The 21,205-nt window shown below is 74.2% G+C and carries 22 protein-coding genes and 2 tRNA genes; 14 read left to right on the top strand and 10 right to left on the bottom strand.

The features are described 5' to 3' along the window. Positions 1-8 precede the first annotated feature (8 nt). Both ATL31_RS03620 and ATL31_RS03615 read right to left on the bottom strand, forming a co-directional pair. Positions 9-1,355, bottom strand: a complete 1,347-nt coding sequence (locus tag ATL31_RS03620; protein ID WP_101394571.1) for an MFS transporter — start codon at positions 1,353-1,355, stop codon at positions 9-11. 39 nt (positions 1,356-1,394) lie between these two features. Next, positions 1,395-2,306, bottom strand: coding sequence for a 3-methyladenine DNA glycosylase (locus ATL31_RS03615; RefSeq protein ID WP_101394570.1), 912 nt, complete (start codon positions 2,304-2,306; stop codon positions 1,395-1,397). A gap of 131 nt (positions 2,307-2,437) precedes the next feature. Here ATL31_RS03615 and ATL31_RS03610 point away from each other — a divergent pair, with 131 nt between their 5' ends. Continuing rightward, complete coding sequence (locus ATL31_RS03610; protein WP_158239776.1) at positions 2,438-3,361, top strand: SGNH/GDSL hydrolase family protein; 924 nt, start codon at positions 2,438-2,440, stop codon at positions 3,359-3,361. A 27-nt stretch (positions 3,362-3,388) separates the two neighbouring features. Next, positions 3,389-4,159: a fumarylacetoacetate hydrolase family protein gene (locus ATL31_RS03605; protein WP_101394568.1), complete on the top strand. Its 771-nt coding sequence runs from the start codon at positions 3,389-3,391 to the stop codon at positions 4,157-4,159. Between the two features lie 133 nt (positions 4,160-4,292). On the opposite strand, the gene ATL31_RS03600 is transcribed toward ATL31_RS03605, so the two are convergent. Continuing rightward, complete coding sequence (locus ATL31_RS03600) at positions 4,293-5,810, bottom strand: HNH endonuclease signature motif containing protein (protein WP_158239775.1); 1,518 nt, start codon at positions 5,808-5,810, stop codon at positions 4,293-4,295. 324 nt (positions 5,811-6,134) lie between these two features. Between ATL31_RS03600 and ATL31_RS03595 the strand changes: the two genes are divergently transcribed. Next, complete coding sequence (locus ATL31_RS03595) at positions 6,135-6,401, top strand: hypothetical protein (RefSeq protein WP_101394566.1); 267 nt, start codon at positions 6,135-6,137, stop codon at positions 6,399-6,401. A 10-nt stretch (positions 6,402-6,411) separates the two neighbouring features. Here the strand turns inward: ATL31_RS03595 and ATL31_RS03590 are convergent, their stop codons facing one another. After that, a complete protein-coding gene (locus ATL31_RS03590; RefSeq protein WP_101394565.1) occupies positions 6,412-7,101 on the bottom strand; it encodes a DUF2306 domain-containing protein in 690 nt (229 codons plus the stop codon). A gap of 74 nt (positions 7,102-7,175) precedes the next feature. On the opposite strand from ATL31_RS03590, the gene gltX reads away from it, so the two are divergent. From gltX to ATL31_RS03570, 4 genes are all read left to right on the top strand, one after another. Then, the gene (gene gltX, locus ATL31_RS03585; RefSeq protein WP_101394564.1) at positions 7,176-8,720 is read left to right on the top strand and encodes a glutamate--tRNA ligase; all 1,545 of its coding nucleotides are present in this window, start codon (positions 7,176-7,178) and stop codon (positions 8,718-8,720) included. Further along, a complete protein-coding gene (locus ATL31_RS03580; RefSeq protein WP_101394563.1) occupies positions 8,717-9,499 on the top strand; it encodes an HAD family hydrolase in 783 nt (260 codons plus the stop codon). The genes gltX and ATL31_RS03580 overlap by 4 nt, the downstream gene beginning before the upstream one ends. Positions 9,500-9,559: 60 nt before the next feature. Continuing rightward, positions 9,560-9,634 (top strand) — tRNA-Gln (locus tag ATL31_RS03575). A gap of 101 nt (positions 9,635-9,735) precedes the next feature. After that, positions 9,736-9,808: transfer RNA gene (locus tag ATL31_RS03570), tRNA-Glu, on the top strand. Between the two features lie 240 nt (positions 9,809-10,048). On the opposite strand, the gene ATL31_RS03565 is transcribed toward ATL31_RS03570, so the two are convergent. Next, complete coding sequence (locus tag ATL31_RS03565; RefSeq protein ID WP_101394562.1) at positions 10,049-10,792, bottom strand: IclR family transcriptional regulator; 744 nt, start codon at positions 10,790-10,792, stop codon at positions 10,049-10,051. Positions 10,793-10,946: 154 nt separating this feature from the next. On the opposite strand from ATL31_RS03565, the gene leuC reads away from it, so the two are divergent. From leuC to ATL31_RS03550, 3 genes are all read left to right on the top strand, one after another. Further along, positions 10,947-12,362, top strand: coding sequence for a 3-isopropylmalate dehydratase large subunit (gene leuC / locus ATL31_RS03560; protein ID WP_101394561.1), 1,416 nt, complete (start codon positions 10,947-10,949; stop codon positions 12,360-12,362). Continuing rightward, on the top strand, positions 12,362-12,952 hold the full coding sequence (leuD, locus tag ATL31_RS03555) for a 3-isopropylmalate dehydratase small subunit (RefSeq protein WP_101394560.1): 591 nt from the start codon (positions 12,362-12,364) through the stop codon (positions 12,950-12,952). Before leuC ends, leuD begins: the two co-directional genes overlap by 1 nt. Positions 12,953-13,155: 203 nt before the next feature. Beyond that, complete coding sequence (locus tag ATL31_RS03550) at positions 13,156-13,899, top strand: HU family DNA-binding protein (RefSeq protein WP_101394559.1); 744 nt, start codon at positions 13,156-13,158, stop codon at positions 13,897-13,899. An 11-nt stretch (positions 13,900-13,910) separates the two neighbouring features. Here ATL31_RS03550 and cofC read toward each other — a convergent pair whose 3' ends face one another. Continuing rightward, entirely contained in the window at positions 13,911-14,756 is an 846-nt protein-coding gene (gene cofC, locus ATL31_RS03545) for a 2-phospho-L-lactate guanylyltransferase (protein ID WP_101394558.1), read from the bottom strand. 91 nt (positions 14,757-14,847) lie between these two features. On the opposite strand from cofC, the gene ATL31_RS03540 reads away from it, so the two are divergent. Beyond that, positions 14,848-15,606, top strand: coding sequence for a lysophospholipid acyltransferase family protein (locus ATL31_RS03540; protein ID WP_342749459.1), 759 nt, complete (start codon positions 14,848-14,850; stop codon positions 15,604-15,606). Next, complete coding sequence (locus ATL31_RS03535) at positions 15,603-16,601, top strand: NAD(P)H-dependent glycerol-3-phosphate dehydrogenase (protein ID WP_101394557.1); 999 nt, start codon at positions 15,603-15,605, stop codon at positions 16,599-16,601. Before ATL31_RS03540 ends, ATL31_RS03535 begins: the two co-directional genes overlap by 4 nt. Before the next feature lie 21 nt (positions 16,602-16,622). Here ATL31_RS03535 and ATL31_RS03530 read toward each other — a convergent pair whose 3' ends face one another. Further along, positions 16,623-17,756, bottom strand: coding sequence for a trans-sulfuration enzyme family protein (locus ATL31_RS03530; RefSeq protein ID WP_245861866.1), 1,134 nt, complete (start codon positions 17,754-17,756; stop codon positions 16,623-16,625). Positions 17,757-17,792: 36 nt separating this feature from the next. Here ATL31_RS03530 and ATL31_RS03525 point away from each other — a divergent pair, with 36 nt between their 5' ends. Beyond that, a complete protein-coding gene (locus ATL31_RS03525) occupies positions 17,793-18,917 on the top strand; it encodes a D-alanine--D-alanine ligase family protein (RefSeq protein ID WP_101394556.1) in 1,125 nt (374 codons plus the stop codon). A 23-nt stretch (positions 18,918-18,940) separates the two neighbouring features. Here ATL31_RS03525 and ATL31_RS03520 read toward each other — a convergent pair whose 3' ends face one another. Next, positions 18,941-19,405, bottom strand: a complete 465-nt coding sequence (locus tag ATL31_RS03520) for a DUF3515 family protein (protein ID WP_245861865.1) — start codon at positions 19,403-19,405, stop codon at positions 18,941-18,943. Then, positions 19,384-19,617 (bottom strand): Lrp/AsnC family transcriptional regulator, encoded by a 234-nt coding sequence (locus ATL31_RS03515; RefSeq protein WP_101394554.1) that lies wholly within the window; start codon positions 19,615-19,617, stop codon positions 19,384-19,386. Before ATL31_RS03515 ends, ATL31_RS03520 begins: the two co-directional genes overlap by 22 nt. 123 nt (positions 19,618-19,740) lie before the next feature. Here ATL31_RS03515 and thiL point away from each other — a divergent pair, with 123 nt between their 5' ends. Then, entirely contained in the window at positions 19,741-20,772 is a 1,032-nt protein-coding gene (gene thiL, locus ATL31_RS03510) for a thiamine-phosphate kinase (protein ID WP_101394553.1), read from the top strand. A gap of 94 nt (positions 20,773-20,866) precedes the next feature. Here the strand turns inward: thiL and rpmB are convergent, their stop codons facing one another. Next, complete coding sequence (rpmB, locus tag ATL31_RS03505) at positions 20,867-21,061, bottom strand: 50S ribosomal protein L28 (RefSeq protein ID WP_055814433.1); 195 nt, start codon at positions 21,059-21,061, stop codon at positions 20,867-20,869. Between the last annotated feature and the right edge of the window lie 144 nt (positions 21,062-21,205).

The following is a 21,205-nucleotide window of genomic DNA, read 5'->3' as shown; positions in this document are numbered from 1 at the left end:
GCGTCAGGTCAGCGCACGCCGAACCGGCGCCGGGCCAGGAACACGGTCACGAACGAGATGACCGCGATGCCCACGAAGTAGACGCTGGGGGCGGTCTTGCTGCCGGTGGCCTGGATGAGGTAGGTGAAGATGGCGCCGGTGAAGCCGCCGAAGACCAGGACGCCCACGTTGTAGCCGATGGCCATGCCGGTGGTGCGCACGTTGGCCGGGAACAGCTCGGCGTAGAGCCCCGGGAGAGGCCCGAAGTACGCCGCCATGAGCGCGCCGAAGATGACCTGCACGATGGTGAGGACGGCCAGCGTCGGGACGGCCACGACCAGCTGGAACAGCGGCCATGCCAGCACCGCTGCGGCCGCGGCCGCGACGAGCATCACCCGGCCGGGCCCGACCCGGTCGGCGAGCCGGCCCACGAATGGGGTGCCGAGCAGGGTGACGGCGCCGGCGATGATGCCGCCGAGGAACCCTGCGTAGGAGGGCAGCCCGAGGCTCTTCACCGCGAAGGTCGGCATGTAGAGGATGAGGTAGACCGACAGCGACGCGAGGGCGACCGCGCCCGCGGCTGTCAGCAGGCGGGTGACGTTGCTGGTGAACGCGGTCCGCAGGGGGGAGTCGAGCTTCTCGGCGGCGGTGAACTCCTCGGTCTCGTCCATCCGGCTGCGGATGTAGTAGCCGATCGGGCCGATGAGCATCCCGAAGAAGAAGGGCACCCGCCAGCCCCACGTGTAGAGCGCGTCCTTCGAGAGGAGCGTCGTGAGCGCCAGGCCGAAGCCCGAGGCCAGCAGGAGCGCTCCGCCCTGGGTAGCCACCTGCCAGCTGCCGTAGAACGCCTTGCGGTCCGGAGCCGACTCGACCAGGAAGGTGGTCGCGGTGCCGAACTCGCCGCCGGCGGAGAAGCCCTGGATGAGCCGTGAGACCAGCAGCCACAGACCGGCGGCCACGGGGCCGATGACGGCCGCGGTGGGGGCGACGGCCATCAGGCCGGTCCCCAGCATCATCATCAGGATGGTGAACGACAGGGCCTTCTTGCGGCCGTGCCGGTCGGCCCAGTTGCCGATGACGGCGGCGCCCACCGGTCGGATGACGTAGGACACCGCGAAGGTCAGGAAGGTGAACATCAGAGCGGCGAAGCCCGACACGTCAGGGAAGAACAGCTCGCTGATCACGACCGCGAAGCTGCTGTAGACGATGATGTCGAACCACTCGAGCGCGTTGCCCACCGACGAGGCGATGACGGCCTTGCGGGCCCTGGCCACCTGGGCCGCGGTGGGCGGGTCGGCGGCCGGCCCGGAGGCGGTCGTGGTGCCGGTGCGGGTGCCGGTGCCGGGGTATGGGGTCGAGGGGTCGTTCGGGGTCATGACCTCGACCCTGGCACCGCCGGCGGTGCCACGGGGGAACTACGACACGCGGATCGGCGGCTGTCCGCCATGCGGGCGCGGACGGTCGGCGAGGGCCGCGTCGAGGACGTCGACCAGCCGGCGGCGCAGCCCGTTGGAGCGCTCGGTGAAGGCGCGCTGCCGCTCGAGGTACGCGACCTTGCCCTCGGCGCTCTCGACCGGCACCGGCTCGTAGCCGAGCTCCCGCAGGTCGTAGGGCGAGGCCTGCATGTCCAGGACGCGGATGTCGCGGGCCAGGTCGAAGGCGTCGGCGGTGAGGTCGCTCGGCACGAGCGGGGCGAGCTTGAAGCACCACTTGTAGACGTCCATCCCCGCATGCAGGCAACCGGGCTGCTCCATCGCCACCTGGGTCGCTCGGGTCGGGGTGAGGGTGTTGCGGGGGACGGCGCTGTCGGTGAAGAAGCGGGCGGCGTCGACGTGCGAGCAGCGCAGCGTGTGCCGCTCCAGCACGGCGTCGGTGCCGTCGGGCCCGAGGCGCAGCGGCCAGCCCGGGTGGCGCACGTCGTCGGCGGGGAGGCGGTGCACCATCGCCCACTCGTGCAGCCCGAAGCAGCCCAGGTGCGGGGGCCGCGACAGCGTGGCGGTCAACAGCTCGCGCACGAAGCGCACGGTGTCGCCGCGGGTCTCGAGGAACGCGCCGAGGTCGAGCTCGACGCCGTCGCCGACGACGCGGTGGTGGCGCCAGCCGGTGCGCTCGCCGGTCGCGGCGCCCTCGAGGAGCACGCCGGCACCCGGGTGCCAGCGGCGCAGCCGGGCGGGGGAGTGCTGGTAGTACCGGAAGAGGAAGTCCTCGACCGGATGTGGGCGGCCGCCGGCGCGGCGGGCGCGGTGGCCGGCGGTCGCGGAGTCCACGCGCTCGGCGTGGGCCCGCTCGAGCGCGGTCCACGTGGCATGGGGGACGACGGTCGGCACGGCGCCACGGTACCGGGGGCGTCGATGGTCCTCGGGGGTCCGGCTGCCGCGGCGCCCCCGACGGGGCACCCGGTGTCGCGACCGCGCGTTGGGCAGGGAGGATGGAACCCCCAGACCCGAAGGTGCCCCTCGTGCGACGTCCTTTCATCGTCTCCGTGCTCACCGCGGTGCTCCTCCTCGCCGGCTGCGGCGGTGGCTCCGAGCAGGCCGCCCCGTCGAGCGCGGCGCCGGCCCCGTCGTCGGCGCCCTCCTCGGTGTCGGTGCCGCCGAGCCCGTCGGCGTCGGCGTCGGCCGGCGCCGGGCCGCTGTACCTGGCGCTGGGGGACTCGCTGGCCGCCGGCTACCAGCCGCGCGGTACCGAGCTGCGCGACAGCGCCTACCCCGCACTGGCCGCGGCCCGGCTGGGGCGTGCCGGCGACGGCGTCGGCATCGAGAACATCGCGTGCAGCGGGGAGACCACCGGCAGCTTCCTCGAGGGCGGCCGGTGCGACTTCGCCGCCGGCAGCCAGATGGCGCAGGCCGAGAAGGTGCTGAAGGCCCGCGCGGGCGAGGTGGCCATGGTCTCGATCGACCTGGGCGGCAACGACCTGCTGCACTGCATCAAGGGGCGCGCGGTCGACGCGGCCTGCGTCACCACCGGTGTCGCGACGGTGCAGAAGAACCTGCCGGCCATCCTGACCCGTCTGCGCGCCGCTGCCGGGCCCGACGTCCCCGTGCTGGTCCTCGGCTACTACAACCCGTTCCTCGCGGCGTCCTACCTCGGGCAGGGCCAGGACCAGCTGGCGGCTGCGACGAAGGGTTTCACCGCCCTGGACTCCGCCATCGCGCGCGCCGCGAAGGGCAGTGGTGCGGCGTACGTGCCGCTGACGGCGGCGTTCAAGCTGGGCGACACGACGCCGACCACGTTCGGGGGGCGGCAGGTGCCGACCAACGTCGCGCAGGTGTGCACGCTGACCTTCATCTGTACGGCCTTCGACATCCATCTCACCGACGAGGGCGCCGCCGTCGTGGGGCGGGTCCTGGCCGAGGCCGCCACCGAGGCCGGAGTCTCCTGACCCGGGGCGGGCCCTAGGCTGGGCACCATGCGTATCGCGAGGTTCACCACGGGCGAGGACCCGGTGTACGGCCTGGTCGACGGGGCGGGCGAGAAGATCGCCGAGGTCACCGGCGACCCGCTCTACCAGCGGATCGAGCTGACCGGGGCGACACACCGGGTGGAGGACGTACGGCTGCTCGCGCCCGTCATCCCGCGCAGCAAGATCATCGGCATCGGCAAGAACTACGCCGACCACGCGGCCGAGATGGGCGGCGAACCGCCGGTCGAGCCGCTGATGTTCCTCGTGCCGAACACGGCCGTGGTGGGTCCGGGTGACCCCGTCGTGCTGCCGCCGCAGAGTGCGGAGGTGCACTACGAGGGCGAGCTTGCGGTCGTCATCGGCCGGCTGTGCAAGGACGTCGAGCCCGAGGACGCCCTCGGCGTGATCTTCGGCTACACCTGCGCCAACGACGTGACCGCGCGCGACCTGCAGCGGGGCGACGGCCAGTGGGCCCGCGCCAAGGGCTTCGACACCTTCAGCCCGCTGGGGCCGTGGATCGAGACCGACCTCGACATCTCGGACCTGCGCCTGGTCACCCGCCGCGACGGGGAGGTCGTCCAGGACGGCACCACCGCCGACATGGTGCACGGGGTGGCGGCCCTGGTGTCGTACGCGTCGAAGGCGTTCACGCTGCTGCCGGGCGACGTCATCCTGACCGGCACCCCCGCCGGTGTCGGGCCCATCGAGTCCGGGCAGCGGGTCGAGGTGGAGATCGAGGGGATCGGCACGCTCGCCAACCCCGTCGTCCGTCACTGACCGGCGCGCCGCCGACCCCCGCCGCTCGGACCGGCTGCGCAGCGGCGCGAGTGGCCTGGGCCGACCCTGACGAGGGTCGCTCCGGGTGCTGTGCGCGGGGGTGCCGTGGCCGGCACGTTGGTCGCTGACGAGGTCAGGCGGCGTGGTCGTGAGGTGCTGCGGGTTCGGGGTCGTACCAGGCGAGCTCGGGCCGGCCGTCGTCGGGCCAGGTGTCGTCCCACCATGGGTCGTCGTCGCTGAACCCGTCAAGGTCGTCGGGTTCCGGTGGCAGGGGGCCGATGAGGGCGTGGAGCAGCTGGGTGGCGGGGTGGGGTGGGGGTTGGGCGGCGTTGGTGAGGGTGAGGTGGTGGTCGTAGGAGCCGGGGGTGAGGTCCCAGGTGACGTGGCGGCCGTTGCGATCGGGTCGTTCGCGCACGTGGGCCCAGAGTCTCTTCTGGTGGACGTGGGTGTGGTGGCGGTCGCAGAGGAGGGCGGCGTTGGTGGTGTCGGTGGGGCCGCCGTCGGCCCAGTGGCGGATGTGGTGGGCGCGGGCCCAGTCCGGGGGTGCGGTGCAGCCGGGGTAGGTGCAGCCGCGGTCCCGTTTCCTCAGGAGGCGGCGTTGGGCGCGGGTGAAGAGGCGGGCGACCCGGCCGACGTCGAGGGTCTCGCCGTGGGTGCCGAGGACGTAGGGGACGAGGGCGGCGTCGCAGGCGAGGCGGCGCAGGGTCTCGGGTGGAAGCAGGGTGCCGTCGGCGGTCGAGCCGAGGACCTCGGCGGCGCCGGTGCGGTGCTCGAGGTCGGTGAGGTCGATGCTGACGTGCAGGACCGTGCCGTTCGTGGAGGGGTCCCCGGTCTCGTCGGCCGTACGGGCGCTGCTGGCGGCGCAGAGGGTGGTGAGGGCTTCGACGCGGCGTTGCCCGGCGGGGCGCCGGTCCTTCTCGCCGGTCTCGCCGTTCGGTTGGGGTGCGGAGAGGGGGCCGATGGCGGCTTCGAGGGTGGCGGCCTGTTCGGGGGTCATCCACAGCTGGTACTCGGTCAGGTCCCCGGACTCGATGCGCGGCGAGGACAGCCTCGCCGCCGCGGCCAGCGTGTCGTGGAGCTGGTCGAACGCGCCGTGGTGGCCGTGCTCGGCGACCAGCCTTGGCCGCAGGCGGCGCATCATCGCCGGACCCCACGCCGCGGCCAGGTCGACCAGTGCCGCTGTCACCGTGGGGGCGGCCTCGGGGCGCAGCAGGGGTTCGAGGCGGGCGGCCTCGCGCAGGACCGCGCACCCCGTGCCGGCCTCGAGGGTGCCCGCACGCACCGCGGACCAGACGATGCCGACCGGCGAGGACCCGTCGGGGTCACGGCGTTCGAGGCCGGTGTCGCGCGCGGTGACCTCCTGCGCGACCCGGGCGACCGCGGCGGCGCCGCCCTGACGCAGCGACGGCGCGTGCTCGCGCACCCACGCGTGCACTCCCGAGCCGGTGCACTCGCCCCGTCGGGTCGCCTCCACGACCACCTCGACCCGTGCGGCCGACGCGGACGCCACGACGGCGTCGAGCTCACCCATCAGGGCCGCGAGGTCCTCAGCGGACGCGGTCGCCAGCACCTCACCCAGACTGCCGATCGCGGCGCGGGCAGCGGCGATCGCGGAGCGTCGCTCCGCGATCCCGATCGTCCCCCTGGTCATGCTCCATAGTATCGAACAGACGTCCGACAGCCCACGATATCCACAGGTCGGTGCCCGGCAGTCGGGCTGGTGGAAAGCCGTTCTGCCGCCGGGTGCGGCACGCTCCACGTCGGTACCAGCTGCGACCTCGCCGCCGCACGGCGCCTTCCGTGACGCCCGCGCACCCGGTCGTCCAGGGCGGCCGGAGGCCACCGGCATCCCCGCCTCCTGCCAGGGCGGGTCGCGCGCTGCCGAACGCGTGCTCGCCCGGCCCACCTCTGTCGCACGTCGCGCCTACGGTGGAGGTTCGACGACACGCCCGGCCCCGGGCGAGAGGAGCTTCCCATGAACGAGCCCACCCGCAACGACGCCCAGGACGCCGCCACCGAGGCGGCGCAGAACGCCGTCGACGAGACCACCTCGTGGGAGTACAGCGCCGAGCGCGGCACCATCCAGGCCGACCTCGAGAAGGGGCTCGACGCCGCCGGCGTCGACGTCAGCGACACCGAGAAGCAGCGGCTCGTCGACGAGATCGACGACGTCAAGGGCGACGAGCACTCCGGCGGCCCCGAGGTCGACCCCGCCGAGGTGTCCCCGGCCGACGGCGCCTGACGCGGGCGGCTCAGCCGTCGAGAGCGGGCGTCCGGCGCAGCCACCACTCGCCGGCGAGCACGTGCATCGACAGCCCGAGCCAGAACGCGATCCCGAACGTCGCGCGCAGCGGGAAGGTCGCATCCCCCATCCCGAGCAGCCCGATCTGGACGCCGGTGAAGATCCCCACCCAGATGCGGATGGTCGCGATCCCGATGCTCACGGCGAACGCCCGCACCATCCAGCGCCGGTGGTCGGCGACCCGTCCCGTCCGGACGGCCCGGAACGCGAGCACGAGGCAGCCCACGAACCAGCTGCCGAACACCAGGGTCGCCAACGTCTCGGCCGAGCCGCCCCACGCGAACACGAAGCCCAGCACGACGGCTAGGGTCCCGCTCAGGAGGGCGCACGCCAGGAGCGCGCGACCGAGCCGCCGGTGCACCCCGTAGTGCCGTGTCCGGAACCGTTGTGAGAGCTGGAGCGGCGCGCCCAGCAGGTACACCACCCCCGGCACCATGTGCCCGTACGCCAGCCAGGGATGGGCCACGTACAGCACGGACAGGTCGTCGTCGGGCACGGTGCCGGCGAGGATGTGCGGCCCGTCGCCGACCACCCGCCGGGCGAAGAACACCAGCACCACGGCCGTCAGCAGCGCCACCACGACCCCCACCCGGCGCGCGCGCCGCGCGTCGTCGGGTGCCCGCACGTTCGGTGTCCCCATGCGCGGCAGTCTGCTCCTCGCCCGGTTGCCGGGGGAGTCCCGCGCCGCGGGAGGTCACTACGCTGGGACCCATCATGAGCGAGCACACCCCCGACGTCCCCGTGTCCGACCTGCCCGGCCCCTTGCGGCTGCGCGTCGCCCCCTCACCGACCGGCGACCCCCACGTCGGCACCGCGTACATGTCGCTGTTCAACCTGGCCTTCGTGCGCCAGCAGGGCGGCCGCTTCCTGCTGCGCATCGAGGACACCGACCGCGCCCGGTTCCGCGAGGACTCCGAGCAGCAGGTCTTCGACACCCTGCGCTGGCTGGGCCTGACCTGGGACGAGGGGCCGGACGTCGGCGGCCCGTGCGCCCCCTACCGGCAGAGCGAGCGGCTCACGAGCTACCAGCCGTACGTCGAGCGGCTCCTCGCCGCCGGGCACGCCTACCACTGCTGGTGCTCCACGGAGCGCCTCGCCGCGATGCGCGAGGAGCAGCAGCGGCTGAAGCAGCCCACCGGCTACGACCGGATGTGCCTGGGCAGGACCGAGGCCGAGCGCGCCCAGCTGCCCGGGTTCTCGCCGACCCCGGTGGTGCGGATGCTCGTGCCCGACGACGTCGAGCTGCAGTTCGACGACCTCATCCGCGGCCGCGTCTCGGCCCCGCGCCCCGACGACCAGGTCATCCTCAAGGCCGACGGCTTCCCGACCTACCACCTGGCCGTCGTCGTCGACGACCACGAGATGGGCATCACCCACGTGGTGCGCGGTGAGGAGTGGATCAGCTCCACGCCCAAGCACGTCCTGCTCTACCGCTGGCTCGGCCTCACCCCGCCGGCCTTCGCGCACATGCCGCTGCTGCGCAACACCAACAAGTCGAAGATCTCCAAGCGCAAGAACCCCGAGGCGCGGCTCACCTGGTTCGAGGAGGAGGGCTACCTGCCGGAGGCACTGGTCAACTTCCTCGGGCTGCTCGCGTACCCGCCGGCCCAGGACGCCGAGGGCAACGACGTCGAGCTCTTCACCTTCGAGGAGTTCTCGCAGCGCTTCGACTGGAGCCAGGTCAACCCGGTCGGCCCGATCTTCGACCTCAAGAAGCTCGACTGGCTCAACGGCGTGCACATCCGTGAGCTCGCCCCCGAGGACTTCGCCGCTCGCATCCTGCCGTTCCTGCAGCGGGCCGGCGTGCTGGGCGCGGACCCGACCCTCGGCGAGCTCGGCCGCCTCAAGGAGGTCGCCGCGCTCATCCAGACCCGTATCGCCCACCTCACCGAGGCCGCCGAGCTCGTGGCGCCGTTCTACGTGGCCGACGACGCCGTCGAGGTGGCCGACGACGCCCGGGCCCAGCTGGGCGAGAACGCGGCCCAGGTGCTCGACGCCGCCACGGCCGCGCTCACCGAGGTCCCCGACGAGCACGAGGGCGTCCTCGGCTCCGAGCCCACCTGGCGGGCCGAGGCCATCGAGACGGCCCTGCGCACGGCCGTGGTCGAGGGGCTCGGCATCAAGCCCAAGCTCGCCTTCGGCCCGCTGCGAACAGCGGTCTCCGGCCGCCGGGTGAGCCCGCCGCTGTTCGAGTCGATGGAGATCCTCGGCAAGGGGGCCACCCTGACCCGTCTCGCGACGCTGCGCGCCACGCTGTGACGGCGCCGGGCCGCCCCGCCGCCACGCCGCTCGGGGTCCTCCTCGACGCCGACGACACCCTCTACGACACGCGGGCGGCGATGCACGCGGCCGGGGCCCAGGTGGCCGCCGAGCTCTGGCCCGAGGCCGACCCCGCGCGCATCGCCGGGGCGGGCGTGCGTTTCCGCGACGACCCCGAGGGGCACTTCGGGGCCTACACCCGCGGCGAGGTCGAGTACGACGAGATGCGCCGGGCCCGGGTCGCCGAGCTCGCCGGCTGGCTGGGTCAGCGCCACGACGACCTCTGGTGGCACCGCTTCGACGCGCTCTACGAGCCGGCCTTCCTCGGGGCGCTGACCGCCTTCGACGACGTCCGCCCCGTGGTCGACGAGCTGCGCGCGGCCGGTCTGGCCGTGGGGGTCCTCACCAACTCCTCGGCGACCTACACCGCGGCCAAGCTACGGGCAGCGGGGCTGTCCGGCGTCTTCGATGTCGTCTGCACCCGCGACACTCTCGGCTTCGGCAAGCCCGACGCCCGCGCCTTCCACGCGGCGTGCGACCGGCTGGGTACCGCGCCCGAGGCCACGCTGTACGTCGGCGACGAGGTCGTCAACGACCCGGTGGGCGCCTCGGACGCCGGCCTGGCCGCGGTGTGGCTGGTCCGCGAGGGCGAGCCCGAGCCGCACGACGGACGCCTGCTGGCCGGGCGCGGTGTGCCCGTCATCGCCTCGCTGACGGAGGTCCCGCGGCTGCTCGCGCGGCCGGGTGCGCGATTTGGGGTGGGGGAGTCCGCCCGGTAGTATCGCGACTCGGTTCGCCGCTCGTCCGCCCCATCGTGGACAGACGGGTGGCATACCCCATGGGGTATGGTGTAATTGGCAACACTGGTGATTCTGGTTCATCCGTTCTAGGTTCGAGTCCTGGTACCCCAGCCATCGCCCCCGGTCCGCCGGGAGCGATTCGGAGATTGCCCCACCCTTCGGTAGAGTCCTCTCCCGTTGCCCGCACCGTGTCGATTCGGGGCGAGCAGCACCAAGGCCCCGTTGTGTAGTGGCCTAGCACGCCGCCCTCTCAAGGCGGTAGCGCGGGTTCGAATCCCGTCGGGGCTACATCGCTCGAAGGCCCGGTCCGTCACGGACCGGGCCTTCGTCGTGTCCGGGGCGAGCGGCCGAGGCACCGGCCACTCCGTCCCGCCGCGGTCCCAGGTGACCGGTGCGGCATTCGGTGACCGGTGCGGCACGAGATGGCCGGTGCAGGACGAGGTCGCCGGCGCGGCACGAGGTGACCGGGGCGCAGCGCCTCCGTGGGGACGCGGGGAGGCCGTGGCACTGTGGCCGCCGGGCGTGGCGTCAGGCGTTGTTCTGGACGTCCTGCTGGGCCGCGTGGCGGGTGAGGACCTCGGTGAGCTTGTTGGCCCCGGCGATCACCGTCGCGGCGTGCAGGCGCCCCGGCTGGCGCGAGAGCCGCTCGATGGGCCCCGAGATGGAGACGGCCGCGATGACCCGGCCGCTGGGGGAGCGGACCGGCGCCGACACGGAGGCGACCCCCGGCTCGCGCTCGCCGACGCTCTGGGCCCAGCCGCGGCGCCGCACGCCCGAGAGCCCCGTGGCCGTGAAGGCCGCGCCCTGCAGGCCGCGGTGCAGCCGGTCGGGCTCCTCCCACGCCAGCAGGATCTGGGCCGCCGACCCGGCGCGCATCGACAGCGTGGCACCGATCGGGATGGAGTCACGCAGGCCGACGGGGCGCTCGGCCGCCGAGACGCAGACGCGGTACTCGCCCTGGCGGCGGAAGAGCTGGGCCGACTCGTTGGTGTGGTCGCGCAGCGCGCCGAGCACCGGGCCGGCGGCCGCCAGCAGGCGGTCCTCGCCGGCGGCGGCCGCGAGCTCGCCGAGGCGCGGTCCGAGCACGAAGCGACCCTGGAGGTCACGGGTGACGAGCCGGTGGTGCTCGAGTGCGACGGCCAGGCGATGGGCCGTGGGGCGGGCGAGGCCGGTGGCGGTGACGAGCTGGGCGAGGGTCGACGGACCGGCCTCGAGCGCGGAGAGCACGACCGCCGCCTTGTCGAGCACCCCGACCCCACTGGTGTTGTCCATGTCTTGATATTGCAGTCTCATTGCCTGAGACGCAAGTCACCACGCGCCTCCGCCGTGCGAATCTCGGGACCACGGGCGAGGACGCACTGGCGTCGTGGCCCCCTGACCGTCGTCGCGGGCCCTCAGCAGCGGGCCCACCTGGAGGTGTCGAGCAATGGCCGCAACCCTGGCCGAGAAGGTGTGGGAGTCCCACGTCGTCCATCGTGGTGAGGGCGAGCCCGACCTCCTCTACATCGACCTCCACCTCCTCCACGAGGTCACCAGCCCCCAGGCGTTCGACGGGCTGCGCCAGGCCGGCCGGCCGGTGCGGCGCCCGGACCTCACCCTCGCCACCGAGGACCACAACGTCCCCACCACGCCGGGGCCGATCACCGACCCGGTCAGCCGCACCCAGGTCGAGACGCTGCGCCGCAACTGCGAGGAGTTCGGCGTCACGCTCTACCCGATGGGCGACGCCGAGCAGGGCATCGTGCACGTCGTCGGGCCGCAGCTCGGGCTGACCCAGCCGGGCATGACGATCGTCTGCGGCGACAGCCACACCTCCACCCACGGAGCCTTCGGGGCGCTGGCCTTCGGCATCGGCACCTCCGAGGTCGAGCACGTCCTCGCCACCCAGACCCTGCCGCTCAAACCGTTCAGGACCATGGCCATCACCGTCGAGGGCGAGCTCGCCCCCGGGGTCACCGCGAAGGACATCGTGCTGGCCGTCATCGCCAAGATCGGGACCGGCGGCGGCCAGGGCTACGTGCTCGAGTACCGCGGCAGCGCCATCCGCGCCCTGTCGATGGAGGCGCGGATGACCGTGTGCAACATGTCGATCGAGGCCGGCGCCCGCGCGGGGATGATCGCGCCCGACGAGACCACCTTCGCCTACGTGCAGGGCCGCGACCACGCGCCGACGGGGGCCGACTGGGATGCCGCCGTGGCCGCCTGGAGCGAGCTGCGCAGCGACGACGACGCCGAGTTCGACGCCGAGGTCGTGCTCGACGCCGCCGAGCTCACCCCGTTCGTCACCTGGGGCACCAACCCGGGCCAGGGCAGCCCGCTCGGCGAGGCCGTCCCCGACCCCGAGACGATGGGCGACGACAACGACAAGGTCGCGGCCCGACGGGCGCTGGAGTACATGGGCCTGACGGCCGGGACGCCGTTGCGCGACATCCACGTCGACACCGTCTTCGTGGGCTCGTGCACCAACGGCCGCATCGAGGACCTGCGCGCGGCCGCGGCCGTCATCCAGGGCCGCCAGGTGGCCGATGGCGTGCGGATGCTGGTCGTCCCGGGCTCGGCGCGGGTGCGCCTCCAGGCCGAGAGCGAAGGGCTGCACGAGGTCTTCATCGCGGCGGGCGCCGAGTGGCGGCTGCCCGGCTGCTCGATGTGCCTCGGGATGAACCCCGACCAGCTGGCGCCCGGCGAGCGCAGCGCGTCCACGTCGAACCGCAACTTCGAGGGCCGCCAGGGCAAGGGCGGGCGCACCCACCTGGTCAGCCCGCTCGTGGCCGCCGCCACCGCCGTGCGGGGCACCCTGTCGAGCCCGAGCGATCTCGAGCCCGCGAGCGAGGGGAGCCTCTGATGGACGCGTTCACCACCCACACCGGCATCGGGGTCCCGCTGCGGCGCAGCAACGTCGACACCGACCAGATCATCCCGGCCGTGTACCTGAAGCGGGTCACGAAATCCGGCTTCGAGGACGGGCTGTTCGCGGCCTGGCGGGGCGACGAGACCTTCGTGCTCAACGACCCGACGTTCTCGGCCGGCTCGGTGCTGGTCACGGGCCCCGACTTCGGCACCGGCTCCTCGCGCGAGCACGCCGTGTGGGCGCTGATGGACTACGGCTTCCGCGTGGTGATCTCGTCGCGCTTCGCCGACATCTTCCGCGGCAACAGCGGCAAGCAGGGGCTGCTCACGGCCCAGTGCAGCCAGGACGACGTCGAGCTGCTCTGGAAGCTGCTCGAGAACGAGCCCGGCACCTCGGTCACGGTCGACCTGGTGTCGCGCACCGTCACCGCGGGTGACCTCACGGCGACCTTCGAGGTCGACGACTACACCCGCTGGCGGCTCCTGGAGGGCCTCGACGACATCAGCCTCTCGCTGCGCCACGAGGGTGACATCACGACCTTCGAGCAGACCCGCCCGTCGTGGCGGCCGACCGTCACGGCGTGACCCGCCGGCGGTGCCGTGCACGCCTCCCGGCCCCTGGTGGGGTGCCGCGGAGCGCTCCTCGCTGAGCGGGTTGTCAACACGCCGGACACCGGGGGTGGACTCGCCTGTGCCACAGGCAATAGCGTCGGGGTCTCGGCGGGTCGGACCGGCCCGCCCACCACCTCGCCGTCGGGCCCCCCGACGCGCTCCTCTGGAGGACGCACGTGAACAAGGCAGACCTCATCAAAGAGCTCGAGAAGACCCTCGGCAGCCGCAAGGCCGCGACCGACGCCCTCGACACCGTCTTCGACACCATCGTCCGTGAGATCGTGCGCGGCGGCAAGGTCGCGATCACGGGCTTCGGCACCTTCGACCGGGTCGAGCGCGCCGCCCGCACCGGGCGCAACCCGCACACCGGCGACTCGGTGCGCATCGCCAAGGCCAAGGCGCCGCGCTTCCGCCCGGGCACCGCCTTCAAGGACTACGTGCGCAAGCCGAGCTCGCTGCCGAAGTCGGCTCCGGCCACCGGTCGTGCCCCGGCCGGGACCGCGGGCACCGCCGCCGCCGCGAAGAAGACCGCCACCAGGGCCGCCAAGGCCGCCCCCGCGAAGACCGCCAATGCCGCGAAGGCGGCTCCGGCGAAGGCGGCGAAGACCGCGACCAAGGCCCCGGCCCGGCCCGCCACCACGGCCAAGGCCACCACGAAGGCCGCGACCAAGGCGGCCACCACGGTGGCCACCAAGGCCACCCCGGTGAAGACGGCGTCCCGCAGCGCCGCCACGAAGTCCGCCGCCAAGACCGCCACGAAGGCCCCCGCCCGCACCACCGCCGCGAAGAGGACCCCCGCGGCGACGCCGGCGGCGAAGAAGAGCACCGCCAAGAGCACCGCCAAGGCCGCCGCCACCACCACCACCACCACCAAGGCCACCGCCAGGAAGTCGACGGCCAAGAAGACCTCCGGCCGCTGAGGCGCGGCGGGTCAGCGGATGGGTTCCCCGTCGCCGATGCCGACGACCCACACCCGGGTCGCCACGAGGCCGGTGGCGTCGAGCTCGATGCTGACCCGCTGCCCCACGCGCAGGTGCAGCAGCCCGCTGCTCGCCAGCGCGGCCAGGGGGACCCGTACCTCGACCCCGTCGTCGAGCAGGGCGCTGCCCGGCCCGTCGTCGGGGGAGCGGTGGATGGTGGCCTGCACGCCCGGCAGGCTAGCGCGCGCCAGCGCCGAGCGGGTCCACCGCCCGACACCCAGGCCCAGCGCGTCCGCCAGCGAGCCGGCGTCGTCGACGTCGGTGCGCAGACCCGGCGCGTCCGGCTCGAGCACCGTGTACCCCAGCGCTGCGTGGGCCGCCGCGCTGCCGGCCCCGAAGCGGGTGGCCGGAGCCTCCGGCCCGGTGGGCACCAGCAGGCAGGCCGTGCCGTGCCCGTCGGCGTCGGGCACGAAGGCCGGTGCCCGGTGCACGGACTCGCGCACCACGGCGGCGATCTCGCTGGGCCGCAACGCAGGATGGTCGCCCAGGAGGACGAGCGCGAACCGCGAACCGGCCCGCGCCGCCTGCGCGACACCGGCCGTGACCGCGGCGTCGAGTCCCGCCCCGGGGTCGTCGACGACCCCGCAGCCGGCCTCGCGGGCCCAGCCGGAGGCAACGACGTCCGAGGTGACGACCAGCACCGGGCTGTCGGGCAGCCCCGCGCGCACGGCGGCCACGGTGTCGCGCGCGAAGGCGTCGGCGAGGTCGCGGCGGGACGCGAGCTCGAGCCCCAGCCGCGTCTTGGCGAGCGGGCCGCCCTTGACGGGGACGACGACCGCGACCGGAGCATCAGCCACGTCCCCGATCCTGCCAAGCCGACGTGGCACGATCGACACCGACCCGGTCCGTGAGCACCCCGCGAGGACCCGACTGGACGGAAGGCCCGAGGTGAGCACCCGCAGCGACGACTCGCGTCCCTTCGGCTACCGGTTCGCGATCGGCCTCATCCGGCCGCTGCTGATGGCCCTGACCCGGCGCGACTGGTCGGGCGCCGAGCACCTGCCCACCGAGGGCGGCTGGGTGGTCTGCACCAACCACACCTCGCACCTGGACCCGCTGGCGTTCGCGCACTTCATGGTCGACCAGGGCCGCGCCCCCCGGTTCCTCGGCAAGAACGAGGTCTTCACCGTGCCCGTGGTCGGGGCGATCCTGCGCTCGGCCGACCAGATCCCGGTCTACCGCGAGTCCGGGCGCGCCTCCGACGCGTACCGCGCCGCCGTCGAGGCCGTGCGCGCCGGCAAGTGCGTGGCCATCTACCCCGAGGGCACGCTGACCCGCGACCCCGGCCTGTGGCCGATGCGCGGCAAGACCGGCGCTGCGCGGGTGGCCCTCGAGACCCGGTGTCCGGTCGTCCCGGTGGCCACGTGGGGCCCGCACGAGCTGCTGGCCCCCTACGGCAGGCGGCTGCGGCTCTTCCCGCGCCGCACCATGCACGTGCGCGCGGGGGCCCCGGTGCCCCTCGACGACCTCTACGGCCGCCCGGTCACCGCCGAGCTCCTGGCCGAGGCCACCGACCGCATCATCGACGCCATCACCGCCGAGCTCGAGGTCGTGCGCGGTGAGCGGGCGCCCGCGCAGCGCTTCGACCCGCGCCGCGAGGGGGTCACCCGTACCGGGAGGCCGCGCCGCCTCCGGGACGCCTCGTGAGCCGCGCCGCGGTCTACGGCACCGGCAGCTGGGGCACGGCCTTCGCGGCGGTCCTGGCGGATGCCGGCACCCCGGTGACGATGTGGGGCCGCCGCGCCGAGGTCGTGGCGCAGGTCAACGCCGGCGTCAACGAGGACTACCTGCCCGAGCTGCGGCTGCCGCCCACCGTGCGCGCCACCACCGACCCGGCCGAGGCCGCCGAGGGCGCCGACGTCGTGGTGCTGGCCGTGCCGTCGCAGACGCTGCGCGACAACCTCACCCGGTGGGGCTCGGTGCTGCCGCGCGACGCCGCGGTGGTCTCGCTCATGAAGGGCGTCGAGCTCGGCACGACCCAGCGGATGTCGGAGGTCATCGCCGAGGTCGCCGGGGTCGAGGACGAGCGCGTCGTGGTGGTGTCGGGGCCCAACCTGGCCCGTGAGATCGCCGCCAAGCAGCCCGCGGCCTCGGTGGTCGCGTCCCGCAGCGCAGCCATGGCCGAGCGGGTCGCGGCGGCGTGTGCGGCCCCCTACTTCCGGCCGTACACCGCCTCCGACGTCGTCGGCACCGAGATCGCGGGGGCGGTCAAGAACGTCATCGCGCTGGCGGTCGGGATGGCCGAGGGCCTCGGGATGGGCGACAACTCCAAGGCCTCGATCATCACCCGGGGGCTGGCCGAGACCATGCGGCTGGGCACGGCCCTCGGCGGTGAGGCCGTCACCTTCGCCGGCCTGGCCGGGGTCGGCGACCTCATCGCCACCTGCATGTCGCCGCTGTCGCGCAACCACTCCTTCGGCGTCCGCCTCGGGCAGGGGATGGCCGTCGACGAGGTCGTGGCCCTCACCCGGCAGACCGCCGAGGGCATGAAGTCGTGCACGTCCATCCTCGAGCTCGCCCGGGCCCACGGCGTCGACGTGCCGATCGTCGAGCAGGTCGACTCGATGATCCGGCACGGAGCCACCGCCCAGGAGGTCACCGCCGCGCTGCTGTCGCGCCCCCGCAAGGCCGAGACGGGCTGAGCCGGGGCCGGGCTGCCGGCGTCAGGCGTCGTCGCCCAGCCGGTCGAGGGCGGCCGAGAGGTCGCGCCACAGGTCGTCCACGTCCTCGATGCCGACCGAGAGCCGGAGCAGCTCCTCGGGCACCTTCTCGGGCTCGTTGGGCTGGCGGCGCCGACGCTCGAGCAGCGACTCCACCCCGCCCAGGCTGGTGGCGTGCACCCAGACCCGCGTGCTCGCCGCCACCCCCTCGGCCCCGGCCGCGCCGCCGGTGACCTCGATGCTGACGATGGCGCCGAACCCGGGGTAGCGCACCCGGGTGACGGCGTGGTGCCCGGCGAGGCGCCCGGCGAGGTCGGCAGCGCTGGCGCACGCGCGCTCGAGACGCAGGTGCAGCGTGCGCAGGCCGCGCAGGGCCAGCCAGGTCTCCATCGGCCCGGCGATCCCGCCGCCGAGCTGGCGGTGCCGGCGCAGCTGCTCGTGCAGGGACCGGCCGCGCTCGTCGCCGGCGGTGACCACCGCACCGAGCAGGACGTCGCTGTGGCCCGAGAGGTACTTGGTGGCCGAGTGCACCACGACGTCGACGCCGGCCTCGAGCGGCCGCTGCAGCAGCGGCGTGGCGAAGGTGTTGTCGACCACGGTGAGCACGCCGCGCTCGCGGGCCGCGGCCGCCAGCGCCGGCAGGTCGGCCACCTCGAGCAGCGGGTTGGTGGGCGACTCGAGCCACAGCAGGTCGGCTCCGGGCAGGGCCGCGACCACGGCGGCGGTGTCGGTGACGTCGACCCGGCGCACGGTGGCGGCCCCGGCGGCCTCGAGGTCGCCCACGGTGGCCATCACGCCGTTGTAGGCGGCGTCGGGGACGACGACGGTGCCGCCGTGCGGCAGCAGCGAGAGGGCAGCGGTGACCGCGGCCATCCCGGACGCCAGGACGAGGGCGTCACCGCCCTCGAGCGAGCCGAGGGCCTCCTCGAAGGCCGACCACGTGGGGTTGCCCCCGCGGGCGTAGTTGACCGGGCCGTCGGCGTGGAAGGTGGAGGTGAGGACGAGCGGGGCGCCCACCTGGGCTCCGGGAGCGGGGTTCTCACGCCCCAGCGCCACGATGCGCGTCGCGGGGGCCAGGCCGCCGACGTCGCGCGGCGTCTGTCGGTCGGTGGTCTCGGTGGTCGGCTCGTCGGTCACGAGACCCCACCCTAGGGGCGGCTAGAGTCGCGTGCGATGACCGACCGCTCCAGCTCCGACCCCATCCGGGTGGCCCTCGTCTTCGGCGGCCGATCCTCCGAGCACGCCGTGTCCTGCGCCACCGCGGCCAGCGTCCTCGAGGCCCTCGACCGCGACCGTTACGAGGTGATCCCGGTGGGGATCGCCAAGGACGGGCACTGGGTGCTCGCGCCCGACGACCCCGAGCCGCTGCGCCTGGCCCCCGGCCACGAGCCCGAGGTCGACGGCGGCTCGGCCAGCGTCATCGTGCCCACCAGCGCCGCGGACCGCACCCTCGTCGTCCACGAGCCGGGCGAGCCGCCGCGCACGCTCGGCGAGGTGGACGTCGTCTTCCCGCTGCTGCACGGCCCGTTCGGCGAGGACGGCACCATCCAGGGCCTGCTCGACCTGGCGGACGTGCGCTACGTCGGCTCCGGTGTCACCGCCTCGGCCGTGATGATGGACAAGGCGATGATGAAGGTCGTCCTGGCCGCGGCCGGGCTGCCGGTGGGGCCCTACGTCGTCATCACCGACCGCGAGTGGCGGCGCGACCCCGCGGCCGCCCTGGACGCCGTCGGCGCGCTGACCTTCCCGGTCTTCGTCAAGCCGGCGCGCGCGGGGTCGAGCATGGGCATCACCCGGGTCACGTCGATGGAGCACCTCGAGGCCGCCGTCGAGGCCGCCCGCGAGCACGACCCCAAGGTCGTCGTCGAGCAGGGCATCACCGGGCGCGAGATCGAGTGCGGCGTGCTCGAGGGCCACGGCACCGACGCCCCGCGGGCCAGCGAGCTCGGCGAGTGCGTGGTGGTCTCGGGCCACGACTTCTACGACTTCGAAGCCAAGTACCTGGCCGGCGACGACGTGCGCCTCACCGCCCCCGCCGACGTGCCGAGCGCCACCGCGGAGCGCATCCGGGCCATGGCGGTCACCGCCTTCGAGGCCGCCGGCTGCGAGGGGCTGGCGCGCGTCGACTTCTTCCTCACCGACACCGGCGAGGTGCTGGTCAACGAGGTCAACACCATGCCCGGCTTCACGCCGAGCTCGATGTTCCCCCGGATGTGGGCCGCCACCGGCCTGCCCTACCCCGAGCTCATCGACGACCTGGTGGCACTGGCGCTGGAGCGCCGCGTCGGGCTGCGCTGACGGCGCCCGGGGGCGGGACGGCCTCAGCGGCAGACGAGCCCGTTGCGCGGCAGCGAGGCCGCGACCTCGGTGAAGGCCGGCAGCAGCAGCGGCGCCGGGCCGTAGGAGCTCGGGACGAGCACCTCGACCGCCGGGTCGGTGCCGAACGAGACCAGCCGGGTGCCGTCCGAGAGCGGGGTGGGGATCCAGCCCTGGCCGTCGACGTCGACGCACTCGACGTCGGTGGGGCCGATGGCCGCGACGCCACAGCGCGCGACCAGGGCGGGGTCGCCCCAGGCGGCGACGGCCGGGCTCGCGGGGGAGGTGTCGCGGCGCTCCTGGCCCGAGACCGTCGCCGGCCACGCGGCGGCCCGGCAGGCCGGCGCGCCGGCCCCGCCCGGCACCGAGACCTCGACGGCGGAGGAGCATCCGGACAGCACGACGGCGGCAGCGCCGAGCGCTGCCGCCGTGCGGGCGGACCGGGGGGTCAGACGTGGACCACCGTGCACGTGAGGGTGCGGGTGATGCCGTCGGTGTCCTGGATCTTGGAGATGACGAGCTTGCCGAGGTCGTCGACCGACGAGGCCTCGACCCGGGCGATGACGTCGTAGGGGCCGGTGACGTCCTCGGCGAGGACGACGCCCTCGATCTGCGCGATCGTCGAAGCGACCGAGGCGGCCTTGCCGACGTCGGTCTGGACCAGGATGTAGGCCTGTACCACTGATTCCACCTTTGCCGTCGTGTCGCGGGGCCTGAGCGACCCCGACCGGACCCGCCACGAGGGACGGGGTGGCCTCAGACGCTACCGTGCCGGTGCACCCCACGTCACCGGAGGGAGGGGTCGATGACCGAGCGCCTGCGCGACCTCGACGAGTCCGCGCTGCTCGCACGGATCTTCCCCGTGTACGCCGCCACCGCCCGCGACCCGCGCGAGGTGCCGGTGGGCCCCGGCGACGACGCCGCCGTGGTGGGGGCCCCGGGGGGCACGGTGGTGGCGACGACCGACGGGATGGTGCGGGGCCGCGACTGGCGCGACGACTGGTCCAGCGGGCACGACGTCGGCGTCAAGGTCGCCGCGCAGAACGTGGCCGACGTCGCCGCCATGGGCGCCCGTCCGACCGCCCTGCTGGTCTCGCTGGTGGCCGGCCCGGCCGTCGCCGTCGAGTGGGCGGTCGACCTCGCCCGCGGCATCGCGCAGGTGGCGGGGGAGGCCGGGGCGAGCGTGGTGGGCGGCGACCTGTCGTCGGCCCCCGAGGGCGTGCTCGTCGTGACGGTGACCGCGCTCGGCGACCTCGGCGGCCGCGCCCCCGTGCTGCGCTCGGGGGCGCGCCCGGGCGACGTGGTGGCCGTCTGCGGCTCGCTGGGCCGCTCCGGCGGCGGGCTGGCGCTCTACCTGGCGGGGGAGCGGCCGGTCGACCCCGGGGCCGACGCCGCCGCCCGCACCGCGGAGGCGGCGTCGCTGATGGCCGCTCACCGGGCCCCACGACCGCCGTGGGAGGCCGGCCCCGTGGCGGCCGACGCCGGGGCCACCGCCCTGGTCGACGTCTCGGACGGGCTCGTCACGGACCTCGGCCGGGTGGCCCGGGCCAGCGGGGTCGCCATCGAGCTCGACGGCGCCGTGCTGCGGGCCCGCTACGCCGACGGCCCGCTCAGCGACTGCCTCGGCCCCGACGAGGCCCTGCGCCAGGTGCTGGCCGGCGGCGAGGAGCACTCGCTGGTGGGCTGCTTCCCGGCGGGCACCGACGTGGCGGGGATCCCGGGGGAGCCGTGGCACGCCATCGGGGTGGTCGAGCCCGTGGGTGCCGCCGGCCCGGTGGTGCGGGTCGACGGCGAGGTGCCGGACGTGCGGGGCTGGGACCACTTCGCCCCCTCCTGAGCCCGCCCTCCCAGGTCGGGCTCCCGACCCGCCCGGGGACAGCGGAACGGGCGGCCCCCCGAGGGGAGCCGCCCGTCACCGGTGCGTCAGTGGGTCAGCGCTTGACCTTGCCGGCCTTGAGGCAGGAGGTGCACACGTTGAGCCGCTTGGGGGTGACGCCGGCGTCGCCGACGAGGGCCTTGACGCGCTGGATGTTGGGGTTCCAGCGGCGCTTGGTGCGGCGGTGCGAGTGCGAGATGTTGTGCCCGAACGAGGGGCCCTTGCCGCAGACGTCGCAGTTGGCAGCCACGGGGATCTCCTGAGAAGTAACGTGATGAGTGGTCATGGGGGCGGTGCACGACGGTGCACGCGCAACCGGACAAGCGTAGCCGAGCCCCACCCGGGCGACCAAAACGGCGCCACGGTGGTGACGGCACCGACCGTTACTGTAAGC

The sequence above is a fragment of the Phycicoccus duodecadis genome, from assembly GCF_002846495.1.
Classification (GTDB): domain Bacteria; phylum Actinomycetota; class Actinomycetes; order Actinomycetales; family Dermatophilaceae; genus Phycicoccus; species Phycicoccus duodecadis.
This window is presented reverse-complemented; position numbering and strand designations above follow the sequence as displayed.